This is a genomic window from Campylobacter concisus, assembly GCF_050447485.1.
Classification (GTDB): domain Bacteria; phylum Campylobacterota; class Campylobacteria; order Campylobacterales; family Campylobacteraceae; genus Campylobacter_A; species Campylobacter_A concisus_BQ.
Map to the genome: position 1 here is coordinate 1239641 of NZ_JALMFY010000001.1, position 15223 is coordinate 1254863.

The 15223-nt window shown below is 37.8% G+C and carries 2 protein-coding genes; both read right to left on the bottom strand.

Going from position 1 to position 15223, the window contains the following annotated elements:
- Positions 1 to 48: 48 nt before the first annotated feature.
- A complete protein-coding gene (locus MTT29_RS06385; protein WP_429800089.1) occupies positions 49 to 10632 on the bottom strand; it encodes an Ig-like domain-containing protein in 10584 nt (3527 codons plus the stop codon).
- A gap of 313 nt (positions 10633 to 10945) precedes the next feature.
- Entirely contained in the window at positions 10946 to 15130 is a 4185-nt protein-coding gene (locus tag MTT29_RS06390; protein ID WP_429800090.1) for a hypothetical protein, read from the bottom strand.
- Positions 15131 to 15223 lie beyond the last annotated feature (93 nt).

Here is a 15223-nt window from a genome sequence, read left to right on the forward strand (position 1 = left end):
CAAATTCAAAGCAAGGCAGACTTTGTCCGCCCTGCTTATATTTTTAGACTAGATAACGTGGATCTCGTCTTTAATTTGAATAGTTACGGTGTTGTTTGTATATGTTGTGTAACCATCTTCTGAAGCACCTTGATGCCATCCATTGCCTTTTAGATCAACTGTATCACCTTTATCGCCTGTGATTTTTAGTGTATTTTTATCATCAGTCATATCTAAGACATCTTTGATGCCAACTTTTAGAGTAGTGTTTTTAGCACCAGATATATCAAGCTCTTCAAAATTCTTAGCAAATTTTGAGATATCGCTTAGGTTTACAGACTTGTCAGGATTTTCTAATACTAACTTATCATAACCAGCTCCACCATCTACTTTGCTATTATTTAGGTCTACTTTACCAATAGATAAAGTATCGTCTCCTGCACCTAGATCGACTTTAGAGCTATGGATATAACTACCTACTTTTACTACGTCATTACCAGCACCAGTATCAACAGTTGAGTGATCAATATATGTGCGAACGTTAAGTAAATCATTACCAGCACCTAGTTCAACTATAGAGTGTCCTCTTATATAACCACCGATGCCATTTACACCAACATTAACTACATCATCACCACTACCAGTTTTGATCTCAGAGTTTTGGATATTTGTACCAACGGTTAGCTTATTGTTGCCATCGCCTAGATCAATCTTAGATTCATTGGTTATATAGCCAAAACCATTGCCTTTTAGTCCAGTAGTCACTATATCATCACCACTACCAGTTTTGATTTCAGAATGATCAATATTTGTACCAACAGTTAGTTTATTGTTGCCATCGCCTAGATCAATCTTAGATTCATTGGTTATATAGCCAAAACCATTGCCTTTTAGTCCAGTAGTCACTATATCATCACCACTACCAGTTTTGATCTCAGAGTGATCTATATTTGTACGAACTCTGATCTCATTATCTCCTTCACCTAGATCGATCTTAGAATTTGCTGTTATATAGCCATCTGGTTTGCCTTTCTCGCCAACAACTACTAAGTCATTACCATTTCCAGCTAAAACAGTAGCAGCATGTATGTTTGTACCAACATCTAGCTCGTTATCATAGTAGCGTACTCCGCTTACTTCTATGTGGCTAGCTGCCTTGCTATCACTAGCTTTATTACCAGCAGCATCGACTATCTCTACACTTAATTTCTCGCCAGGTTTGATAGCTTTGTCGATAAACATATCAAATTTGCCATCAGCATCAGTTTTGCCATCACCAATTTTCAAGCCGTTTTTATCTTTAATTATAAATGCGGCATTAATCTCGTCTGATATGCCAGCGATGCGGGTTCTAACTATATTGGCTCCACCTTCACCTAGATTAACTAAAGATCCTTTTAGATATTCTCCTATGGTTATCTTGTCGTTTCCTCTACCAGCATTAATAACCACGCCGTTCTTAACTAATCCACCGATAGCTAAGGTATCATTGCCATTACCTAGATCGATCTTAGCACAATTACTTACCAAATTGTTTACTTTTACATAGTCGCTCTTATCGCCTTGTGATACATAATTACCACCACTAATTGTATTGAAATTAATAGTTGGCGTACTGATATGTGCACCAGGAGTTGTTCCTTCAGCTATTGGAGTAACCTCTGTCAACTCTATCCTTATAGTAGTATCAACATCTATAGTTGCTACATTTGAAACACTTTGAGCACCAGAAGTCCTACTTGTAGCTATCGCAGTTAGTTTATGCTCGCCGTCAGCAAATGGAGTTTTTGGTGTAAATTCCCAAGAACCATCGCCGTTATATTTGATCACTCCATCGATAACACTATTGCCATCTTTGATTGTAATAGTTGTACCAGGTTTTGCTGTGCCTTTGATGGTCGGTGTACTATCGTTTGTTAGTCCATTATTTACACCAAGGATATTTCCTACTTTACCGTTATAGCCAGCCACATCGTCACAAACAGCTGTGATCTTGACAACGCCAGGGGTTGTGTCTACATCTGAAGATGTTTGGTCAGACCTACTTCTGTTTCCAGCTAGGTCAGTTGCTTGTACGACCATATTATGCTTACCATCAGCCATTGGCTCTTTTGGCTGTATTGTCCATTTGCCATCTTCGCCAGCTTTAGTTGTGCCTATTACTTTGCCGTTATCGAAAAGCTCAATAAATGCACCTTTTTCAGCACTACCTTCAAATACTGGTCTATTATCATTTGTTAAGCCACCTTTAACATCACCATGATATACACCACCTTCTACGTTATCAGTGATCTTATCTATAGTTGGTTTCGGCGTTACAGTATCGACATCTATATTAGCTGCATTGCTAGGTGCACTTTCTACATCTAGAGCATTTTTAGCTACCGCAGTAATGCTATGTTTGCCATCAGGTAGTACTGCACTTATCTCTGGTGTAAATTCCCAGTTGCCATTAGTATCAGCTTTTGTATCTCCGATCCACTTGCCGTTATCGTAAATATCAACTTTTATGCCAGCCTCAGCTGTACCTTTGATAGTTGGGGTATTGTCGTTTGTTAGACCACCTTCTACTTTAAGCACATCGCCTACTCTAGTATCATCATCATAGCCTTTATGGTCATCAATAACCTCTTTGATAACTGGGGCTGTAGGAGCAGCCTTGTCAAATTTAACTGTATCCCAATGCTCTGTACTGACATTACCAGCTTGATCTACTATCCTATAAGATGGAGTTTCGAAGCCAGACTTGCCTTTTACAAAATCCGCACTGAAATCGTCTCTTGCAACCTCGCCTTTAGCTATGTCAGCAGCACTTAGGGTTAATATAGTTACCCACTCTCTATGGCTATTAGCCACTTCGATTCTATCGCCTACTTTTGCATCCTCTGGTAGCTTGATAACCCATTTTAGTTTGCCATCAGTTATAGAAGAAGCTTCAGTGGCTGTTAAGATGCTGTTATCATCTTTATCAGCTGTGATCATTACTTTTGGAGCTCCTGCGGTAGTATCAACAGTTACACCAACAGTATCAGAATCTGGGCTATTTGTGCCTGCTTTATCGGTTGCTTTAACAACAAATAAATGACGACCATCTTCTAGTTTTGGAAGTATAAATTCCCAAGTACCATCTCCTTTGGTAGTTGTAGTCCAATCATAAATAACTTCACCATTAACAAGAGAAGCTTTAGTTAAACCGTCTATCCAAACTTTAACAGTTGAACCAGGCTCAGCTGTACCTTTTAGTGTTGGAGTGCTATCATTTGTTAGGCCATTTTTAACATCACCATTTACTACGCCACCAGCCACATTATCTACAATCTCAGTAATAACAGGTTTAGGACAGTTGGTGTCAATGTTAATCGTTGCAACATTTGATGGATCGCTAACATTGCCAGCTTTATCTGTTGCTATAGCTGTTACATTATACTCACCATCAGCAAGTGCAGTTTTTGGTGTAAATTCCCAGTTGCCATTAGCGTCAGCTTTTATAATGATGTCTTTACTAATAATATCGTTACCATTTTTAAGAACGATTGTTGCACCAGGCTCAGCTGTACCTTTAAATGTAGGTGTACTGTCATTTGTTAAACCATCGTCAATGCCAAGAACGTTGTTGCCATCTTGTATTCCGCCATATTGATTATCTGTTACTTGATCGATAGTCGGAGTCATAGAGGTTAGGTCCACATCTATACTGCTAGTTACTGCTTCACTTGCATTACCTGCTTGATCAACGATCTTAGCTGTTACGCTTGAAGTTTGACCATCAGTTACTGGTACTTTTACTTCTACATGACCAGCTGCTTTATCAGCATCAGTTATAGGATGAGACTGCTCTGTGCCACCATTTACAGTGTATTTGATAACATCGCCTACTACTGCATCTGCTGGGATAGAAATTTTAGCTGTTGTGTTAGCGTTATCACCATCTTTACTATTCTCATCTTTATTTAGTTTGCCATCTTTTGGTTTGATATCTTCATCAAATGTAATAGTTGGCTCTGATGGAGCTGTATGATCGTTTGGATGGATCATCTCACCAGCTGTAACTTCTGTTACGCTAGTATTACCTGCTTTATCAGTTGCTTCAACTGTTATTTTATCTCCTGGTTTTACACCCTCAACATCAGTGATTAAGAAACCACCAGTGTTATTAGCTTTACCGCTACCTATTACCTTACCACTAGCATCTTTAAATACTAGATCAGCTTTTGGTGTATCTGTATGTCCTGTTACATTAGTTAGCTCTGCCGTACTATCAGCTGGATTGCTTGTATCAACTGGAGTTATTGTAATCCTATCAATGACTGGAGCTTTAGTATCAAGATCAATTGTAACTTCATTACTTGAACCACTCTCACCAAATTCGTTCTTAGCTATAGCTGTAAATTTATGCTCGCCTTGTTTAGTAAGTTCTGGAGTTGTAAATTCCCAGTTAGCATCTGCTTTTTCTATCCTACCGATCTCAACGCCATTGTCGTAGATTATAACTTTTGATCCAGCTTTTGCAGTACCTTTAATAGTTGGAGTACTATCATTTGTTAGGCCACCTTTAATGTCTTCGTTAAATTTACCACCTTTAACATCATCTATTACTTCATTGATAACTGGAGCTTCTGGAGCTTTAGTATTCTCACTATCTTCACCTATCACCTTGCTATCCTTGCCTGGGTTGTTAGGGTTATTTGGATTGATGATCTCTGCTGTTATGGTGTTGTCTTTGCCTGGGTTTAGATCAACTGGAACTTTGATACTACCATTGTCGATATCACCTTGTTCAATTGTTTTTTCTGTTTGTTTGCCGTTTTCATCAGTAACAACTAGTTTATCGCCTGGTTTTACACTGCCATCTTGTGGGATAATAACTTCAGATGTTGTTTTACCAGCATCTTTGTCACCAGCTTTATTTTCTTTATCAGAAATTTTGCCATCTTTTGGATCATTATCTTCTGGGAATGTGATAGATGGGTCGCTTGGTTTTCTGATGGTTTCTGGATCAGTTAAATCTACATCTAAACTTTCTTTTGCTTCCTTGCCTACATTACCTGCTTGATCAACGATCTTAGCTGTTACGCTTGAAGTTTGACCATCAGTTACTGGTACTTTTACTTCTACATGACCAGCTGCTTTATCAGCATCAGTTATAGGATGAGACTGCTCTGTGCCACCATTTACAGTGTATTTGATAACATCGCCTACTACTGCATCTGCTGGGATAGAAATTTTAGCTGTTGTGTTAGCGTTATCACCATCTTTACTATTCTCATCTTTATTTAGTTTGCCATCTTTTGGTTTGATATCTTCATCAAATGTAATAGTTGGCTCTGATGGAGCTGTATGATCGTTTGGATGGATCATCTCACCAGCTGTAACTTCTGTTACGCTAGTATTACCTGCTTTATCAGTTGCTTCAACTGTTATTTTATCTCCTGGTTTTACACCCTCAACATCAGTGATTAAGAAACCACCAGTGTTATTAGCTTTACCGCTACCTATTACCTTACCACTAGCATCTTTAAATACTAGATCAGCTTTTGGTGTATCTGTATGTCCTGTTACATTAGTTAGCTCTGCCGTACTATCAGCTGGATTGCTTGTATCAACTGGAGTTATTGTAATCCTATCAATGACTGGAGCTTTAGTATCAAGATCAATTGTAACTTCATTACTTGAACCACTCTCACCAAATTCGTTCTTAGCTATAGCTGTAAATTTATGCTCGCCTTGTTTAGTAAGTTCTGGAGTTGTAAATTCCCAGTTAGCATCTGCTTTTTCTATCCTACCGATCTCAACGCCATTGTCGTAGATTATAACTTTTGATCCAGCTTTTGCAGTACCTTTAATAGTTGGAGTACTATCATTTGTTAGGCCACCTTTAATGTCTTCGTTAAATTTACCACCTTTAACATCATCTATTACTTCATTGATAACTGGAGCTTCTGGAGCTTTAGTATTCTCACTATCTTCACCTATCACCTTGCTATCCTTGCCTGGGTTGTTAGGGTTATTTGGATTGATGATCTCTGCTGTTATGGTGTTGTCTTTGCCTGGGTTTAGATCAACTGGAACTTTGATACTACCATTGTCGATATCACCTTGTTCAATTGTTTTTTCTGTTTGTTTGCCGTTTTCATCAGTAACAACTAGTTTATCGCCTGGTTTTACACTGCCATCTTGTGGGATAATAACTTCAGATGTTGTTTTACCAGCATCTTTGTCACCAGCTTTATTTTCTTTATCAGAAATTTTGCCATCTTTTGGATCATTATCTTCTGGGAATGTGATAGATGGGTCGCTTGGTTTTCTGATGGTTTCTGGATCAGTTAAATCTACATCTAAACTTTCTTTTGCTTCCTTGCCTACATTACCTGCTTGATCAACGATCTTAGCTGTTACGCTTGAAGTTTGACCATCAGTTACTGGTACTTTTACTTCTACATGACCAGCTGCTTTATCAGCATCAGTTATAGGATGAGACTGCTCTGTGCCACCATTTACAGTGTATTTGATAACATCGCCTACTACTGCATCTGCTGGGATAGAAATTTTAGCTGTTGTGTTAGCGTTATCACCATCTTTACTATTCTCATCTTTATTTAGTTTGCCATCTTTTGGTTTGATATCTTCATCAAATGTAATAGTTGGCTCTGATGGAGCTGTAGTATCTGTGTATATTGTATTACCAGCTGTTCCTTCGCCTTTACCAGTGTTGCCTGCGTTATCAGTTATTTCTACAGTTACTTTATCACTTGGGTTTACTGGTTTAGTAGTATCAATAACAAATTTACCATCATTGTCTGTCTTGCCTTCACCAATTACATTGTTATCTTTGTCTTTTATTACTACTGGAGCATTTGGTTCATCTGATTCACCAGTTACAGTTGCTTTGTTTGGGTTGCCATCAGCTGGGCTGTTTGTATCTACTGGAGTGACTTTAACATTTTCAACAGTTGGAGCTTTTGTATCTACATCTAAACTTTCTTTTGCTTCCTTGCCTACATTACCTGCTTGATCAACGATCTTAGCTGTTACGCTTGAAGTTTGACCATCAGTTACTGGTACTTTTACTTCTACATGACCAGCTGCTTTATCAGCATCAGTTATAGGATGAGACTGCTCTGTGCCACCATTTACAGTGTATTTGATAACATCGCCTACTACTGCATCTGCTGGGATAGAAATTTTAGCTGTTGTGTTAGCGTTATCACCATCTTTACTATTCTCATCTTTATTTAGTTTGCCATCTTTTGGTTTGATATCTTCATCAAATGTAATAGTTGGCTCTGATGGAGCTGTAGTATCTGTGTATATTGTATTACCAGCTGTTCCTTCGCCTTTACCAGTGTTGCCTGCGTTATCAGTTATTTCTACAGTTACTTTATCACTTGGGTTTACTGGTTTAGTAGTATCAATAACAAATTTACCATCATTGTCTGTCTTGCCTTCACCAATTACATTGTTATCTTTGTCTTTTATTACTACTGGAGCATTTGGTTCATCTGATTCACCAGTTACAGTTGCTTTGTTTGGGTTGCCATCAGCTGGGCTGTTTGTATCTACTGGAGTGACTTTAACATTTTCAACAGTTGGAGCTTTTGTATCTACATCTAAACTTTCTTTTGCTTCCTTGCCTACATTACCTGCTTGATCAACGATCTTAGCTGTTACGCTTGAAGTTTGACCATCAGTTACTGGTACTTTTACTTCTACATGACCAGCTGCTTTATCAGCATCAGTTATAGGATGAGACTGCTCTGTGCCACCATTTACAGTGTATTTGATAACATCGCCTACTACTGCATCTGCTGGGATAGAAATTTTAGCTGTTGTGTTAGCGTTATCACCATCTTTACTATTCTCATCTTTATTTAGTTTGCCATCTTTTGGTTTGATATCTTCATCAAATGTAATAGTTGGCTCTGATGGAGCTGTAGTATCTGTGTATATTGTATTACCAGCTGTTCCTTCGCCTTTACCAGTGTTGCCTGCGTTATCAGTTATTTCTACAGTTACTTTATCACTTGGGTTTACTGGTTTAGTAGTATCAATAACAAATTTACCATCATTGTCTGTCTTGCCTTCACCAATTACATTGTTATCTTTGTCTTTTATTACTACTGGAGCATTTGGTTCATCTGATTCACCAGTTACAGTTGCTTTGTTTGGGTTGCCATCAGCTGGGCTGTTTGTATCTACTGGAGTGACTTTAACATTTTCAACAGTTGGAGCTTTTGTATCTACATCTAAACTTTCTTTTGCTTCCTTGCCTACATTACCTGCTTGATCAACGATCTTAGCTGTTACGCTTGAAGTTTGACCATCAGTTACTGGTACTTTTACTTCTACATGACCAGCTGCTTTATCAGCATCAGTTATAGGATGAGACTGCTCTGTGCCACCATTTACAGTGTATTTGATAACATCGCCTACTACTGCATCTGCTGGGATAGAAATTTTAGCTGTTGTGTTAGCGTTATCACCATCTTTACTATTCTCATCTTTATTTAGTTTGCCATCTTTTGGTTTGATATCTTCATCAAATGTAATAGTTGGCTCTGATGGAGCTGTAGTATCTGTGTATATTGTATTACCAGCTGTTCCTTCGCCTTTACCAGTGTTGCCTGCGTTATCAGTTATTTCTACAGTTACTTTATCACTTGGGTTTACTGGTTTAGTAGTATCAATAACAAATTTACCATCATTGTCTGTCTTGCCTTCACCAATTACATTGTTATCTTTGTCTTTTATTACTACTGGAGCATTTGGTTCATCTGATTCACCAGTTACAGTTGCTTTGTTTGGGTTGCCATCAGCTGGGCTGTTTGTATCTACTGGAGTGACTTTAACATTTTCAACAGTTGGAGCTTTTGTATCTACATCTAAACTTTCTTTTGCTTCCTTGCCTACATTACCTGCTTGATCAACGATCTTAGCTGTTACGCTTGAAGTTTGACCATCAGTTACTGGTACTTTTACTTCTACATGACCAGCTGCTTTATCAGCATCAGTTATAGGATGAGACTGCTCTGTGCCACCATTTACAGTGTATTTGATAACATCGCCTACTACTGCATCTGCTGGGATAGAAATTTTAGCTGTTGTGTTAGCGTTATCACCATCTTTACTATTCTCATCTTTATTTAGTTTGCCATCTTTTGGTTTGATATCTTCATCAAATGTAATAGTTGGCTCTGATGGAGCTGTAGTATCTGTGTATATTGTATTACCAGCTGTTCCTTCGCCTTTACCAGTGTTGCCTGCGTTATCAGTTATTTCTACAGTTACTTTATCACTTGGGTTTACTGGTTTAGTAGTATCAATAACAAATTTACCATCATTGTCTGTCTTGCCTTCACCAATTACATTGTTATCTTTGTCTTTTATTACTACTGGAGCATTTGGTTCATCTGATTCACCAGTTACAGTTGCTTTGTTTGGGTTGCCATCAGCTGGGCTGTTTGTATCTACTGGAGTGACTTTAACATTTTCAACAGTTGGAGCTTTTGTATCTACATCTAAACTTTCTTTTGCTTCCTTGCCTACATTACCTGCTTGATCAACGATCTTAGCTGTTACGCTTGAAGTTTGACCATCAGTTACTGGTACTTTTACTTCTACATGACCAGCTGCTTTATCAGCATCAGTTATAGGATGAGACTGCTCTGTGCCACCATTTACAGTGTATTTGATAACATCGCCTACTACTGCATCTGCTGGGATAGAAATTTTAGCTGTTGTGTTAGCGTTATCACCATCTTTACTATTCTCATCTTTATTTAGTTTGCCATCTTTTGGTTTGATATCTTCATCAAATGTAATAGTTGGCTCTGATGGAGCTGTAGTATCTGTGTATATTGTATTACCAGCTGTTCCTTCGCCTTTACCAGTGTTGCCTGCGTTATCAGTTATTTCTACAGTTACTTTATCACTTGGGTTTACTGGTTTAGTAGTATCAATAACAAATTTACCATCATTGTCTGTCTTGCCTTCACCAATTACATTGTTATCTTTGTCTTTTATTACTACTGGAGCATTTGGTTCATCTGATTCACCAGTTACAGTTGCTTTGTTTGGGTTGCCATCAGCTGGGCTGTTTGTATCTACTGGAGTGACAGACTTGACGGTCACTTTCGGTGGTGTAGTGTCGATATAAAAACCCGTACCGCCACCAGTGCCGCCATTATCTAGGCCACCTCTTACGCCTGTTTCTGGGCTAGCAAAACCGAAAGCTCCTAAAGGATTTATCGCACTAGTGCTAGTGCTTACATTTGAATAATGTCCGCCATGCTCAAATCTTGTCTCGCCAAGACTCATACCATCGCCAGCACGACCGCCGCTCGTACCGCCAGCTGCTGTCTCTTCTAGGTCTTCTAAATTTGCACCATTTAATAAGGCTTTTTGAAGTGCTGCTACTTGAGTATCGCCAGCAGTTGCCTTTGGATCAAGTGTTAGCGTATCTTCGCCGATCATTGATAGCTCTTTTCCATTATTTGTTGCTATCACAACCTTAGAATCAGCTGAAGTTGTTTTTACACTCTCACCTTCATATAGGCTATCACCAACTTTTAGCACTCTTTGATTACCGCTTTTATCTACTGCGATAACCTCAGCAGAACCTGATATAGACTTGATTGTGCCTAGTTTCTTTGCCATGTTAATTCCTTTAGGATTAAATTAATTTTGGCATTATTTTATAACTATTAGGAGAAATTGTAAATTGTACTAAAGTACAATATAGTTATATTTCTTTATTATATGTTACATTTATAAAATTTTTTGTAATTAAAAGATGATATTTCTATGACGCTTATATAAATTTTAATTTTCTAATAAGAATTGATTAATGATATTTTAAGTTACAAATGTTTTTATTTGATTATAGTAAATTTTAAAAGGATAATAGAATTTATAGAAAATATTTGTAAATTTATATAGAAGAAATTTAGACCCAAAAAGGGTCTAAATTTTAAAGATCGACGTGGATATCGTTTTTTATATCTACATGGATTGTCTGAGTATATTTTTCACCTGTGTTATCATCAGTAAAATTCTCATTTTTAAATTCATACCTTTGATATCCCTCTTCTGCTCCATCAGCTTTATGATATTTTTCATAAAGTTTTACGCCACCATTTGCCTGGCTGATCTTTGGCAGATAGACATCTGTCGTGTGGTTATTATCATCTTGTAAAACATCATTTATAAATACATGATTTTTCGTGCCTATACGATAAGCTTCATTACCAGTTATCCTTAGCTCTTCAAAATCTTTAAATTTGTTATTATAGCCTCCTATATAATCTTCTATTGTAGCTACATCATAGCCATCGCCACCATCCATTTGTAAACTACTGTTGTTTGTTTTCATTGATAAAAAGACATTATCATCGCCTGCTCCAAGATTTACTTTTAGCTTATTTATAAACCCTTCATCTATCTTGATAGTATCATTATAAGGGCTTAAATTCCACTCTGATGATTTAACTTCTTGATCGGGTTGACCGGGCGATCTATGATTTATACGTGCATAATCAATGTCTATATGCGTCTCGTTGTTTCCAGATTCGATATTTACACCCTTTAAGTCAGCAATATCTCCTTTTATATCTAATGTACCCTTTTCAGAGCGATTTGAACCTATAGTTACGCCATCAAGGTATGCCCAACCCAAATTTAAAGTATTGTGTGCAGATGAAACATCGATATCATAAACATCTTTTGGAGTTGTACTAGTAAATTTTACAGGTTTGTCTATCACGTTCATATAATCACCAAAATCAAAATTTATCGTATTTACCGCATCCTTGTCATCTGATGACATATCTAAGATCACATCTTTTAGTTCAGCACCTCCGATATTTACAGTATTACTACCACTACCAAGTTTAAATTTACTATTTTCTATTTTGCCAACAGAATTATCCAGAATGCTTAATCCTAAAACATCATTGCCAGCACCCATATCTGCATTTACTTCTTTTAAATTATAAGAGCTACGTATATTAATAACATCATCACCACCATAAGTATTGATATCAGTTTTTATTAGATTTACAGATTCAGCATATAATTCGTCTTTTCCGCTAAGTTTTTCGTCACCAAAATTTATCTTGTTAGTTCCTTCTTGATCTAAGCTTCCAAGGATAGAATGACCATATTTTATTTTTAGTATATTGTGACCATCACCTGCAAATTCTATATCAAAAGGATTTGTACTATGATAGCCTATAGGTATAGTTACTTCTCTGTCGTTATCCACGATATACTCATCTGCTGATGTGATAGTGTCATCTACTTCAACAATTAAAGTGACGCTTTCTTTATATTCGCCATTGCCCTCAATGCCTTCTGCGTTTTTATAAATTTTATTTGTAGGATCAAACTTACCTTCATTTAATCTGTTGTCGTCCAGTACTCTTGCACGTACGGTTAGGTTATTTATATCACCTGCTTTTACATTTATAGTGGCGCTATAATCTTTTAATGGTAGCAGCTCCCAGTTCTTACCATCGATTGAGTACTCAACATTATCATAGTCTTTACCATGATCTGCCTTTCCGCCAAAGCCAAAAAAAACTTTTAACATTTTATCGGCGTTTGCTTTATCTACATTGGCTCTTATGCCATACTCTAGATATGAGTCATTTCCTAGTTTTTCAGAAACTTCTTTAGTTATGGTCTCTACTCTTAGATCGCTTACTATTGTGCCATTTGGATTAGGCGTTGGTTGTGGAGTTGGCTCAGGTTTTGGCTCTGGTTGCGGAGCTGGATTTACAGGCTCGACTGGCGTAGGCTCTGACTTAGCACCAAGATCGACATTGATACCATCTTTTACATCTATATAGCCTTTTCTCGTATAAGATCTGCCGTTATCTTGAAAACTAAAGTCGCCCTCATATCTTGTAAAACCATCTTTTGGACCTCTTCCGGACTCTGAAAGCTTAAAGCCTGCTAGCTCTACCCCGCCAGCTGCCTCTGTGACTGTCAAGATATGTTTGCTATCGCCATTTTTAATGTCAAGCATATCATATAGCTCTTCTAGTTTTAGGCTGACCTTCTCGTTGCCAGTCACTTGCAACTCTTCAAAGCTCTTAAATTTATTAAAATCAACATTGCCGTCTATCACAAGTGTATCGGTCTCGTAGTTGGTGCCACCATTTATCGTAGCGTATCCATCAAGCTTCATAGCTTTTGAGACGACAACTTTATCTTCGCCATTACCAAGATTAACAGTCATATCATTTAATGTGCCTGATCTTAGCTCTAAAGTATCATCTGTATCTGCAAAATTCCACTTTGTAGCATTTTCTGGGTAGCTACCAGTCACCTTTGTATCTTCAACTACTACGTGAGTTTTGTATATAGTGTTGAGATTTACATCATCAAGAGTAGATGATTTTAAATTTAGATCGAAATTTAGTGGATTTCTATTTACATTAGTGCCTGTGTTGGTCTCTGTGCCTATGTTGATGCCCTTTAAAGTTGAGTTTTCAACATTTACGGTATTGTTTTTTGATTCGGCGATGATGTGGTTGGCTGAATTTTTGTATGTTGAGTCGATATCAGCGTATTTGATATTTATCTCGTCTCTCTCACCTGAGCCGGTTCTTAGGTACATATCTGTCATTTTTATATGATTATCTTTTGTGCCATTTAAATTTAATACATCATTTCCGCTATCAAGCGTGAAGCCACTTTGATAAGGATCGGTGCCTATGTAAGTTCCGCCGTTTAAATTTACAGTATCGTTGTCTGCGCCAGTTTCGACGTGAAGTCTCTCGTGTCTTCCGCCATTTATATTTATGGTGTCATCTCCGCCTTGGGTGTTGATATTTAGCCAGTTTAAATTTGAGTTATCGGCATTAATAACATCTTTTCCATCGTTGTAATATACATTTTCTCCAAATTCTATAGCACTAGCCACGTCGCCAGCTTTGTGGCTTATGGTTGCGTCTTTGAAATTTAGCGTATTGTCACCGTTATCTTTAAATTTAGCGTCAAAAGATGAGTTATTGTGAAATTCGCTAGTAACTGTGACGTTGTGATCGTTATCTACTATATATTCGCTATTTGTAGCTTTTGCGCTGCCGACGCTAAATTCTAAAGTCACGCTCTCTTTAAAGTCGCCATTGTTTTCAACGCCTTTGTCCGCGTCTTTGAAGATCTTGTTTGTAGTATCAAGCGTACCTTCGTTTTGATCGTGATCGTTTGTCACTTCAACACGCACACTTACATTATTTATATCGCCAGCTCTTACATCTTTTATCACGCCACTATCATCTAGCTTTTGCCAAGTTTTACCGCCATCTAGCGAGTACTCTGCGTTTTCATAGTCTTTGCCAGCAGTTGCCTCTCCGCCAAATTTAAGCGTCACATCTACCTTTTTATCAGCATCAGCCTGTGCTACTTCGCCTTTTAGGTTGTACTCTAGGTATGATTTGTCATTTGAGCTTCTTGGGTCTGAGCTCTTTTCGTAGCCAAATTCTGACTTGTTTTCAACTGAAATATTTTTAACTATATCTTTGCTCTCGTCTGGCTTAGGCTCTGGTTTTGGTTCTGGTTTAGGTTCAACTGGCTCAACCGGTTTAGGCTGCGGAGTTGGAGTTGTATTTTCTGGTTGTGATGGCTCAACTGGGGCTACAGGTGCAATGGCAGAATTTATATCACTATCTGAACCATCAAAAACATCACTACCGCCACCTTTTACCTCTTGGTTAGTTAGTTTTACAGCGCCAAAAGTATCTGAAAGTGGCCTAAAGCTAGCTGATACATCAGAGCTTTCATGACCGCCATGCTCAAACCTTGTCTCGCCAAGGCTCACGCCGTCTCCGCCTCTGCCACCGCTATTGCCGCCAGCGGCACTCTCTTCGAGATTTGCTAAATTTTCACCTTTTAAAAGGGCTTTTTGTATAGCTGCTACCTCTTTGTCTGAGCTAAGGTCGTTATTTAAATTTAGAGTTTCGCCATCTTTTAGCTCAAACTCTTTGCCGTCGTTTGATGCGATAGTTACCTTTGCGCCGTTTGCTTTAACAACATCGCCCTCGTATAAACTATCTCCCGCGACAACAACTCTTTCGTTGCCATTTTTGTCTATAACTACTACTTCCTTGGAGCCAAGAATGTTTTTAATAACACCTACTTTAACAGCCATCGCTGCCTCCTTTAAAATCAATTTGACACATTATAAATATTTCCTTTAAATATAAAGTAATGTAAATATGATGTTAATTCTTAAGATTACGCT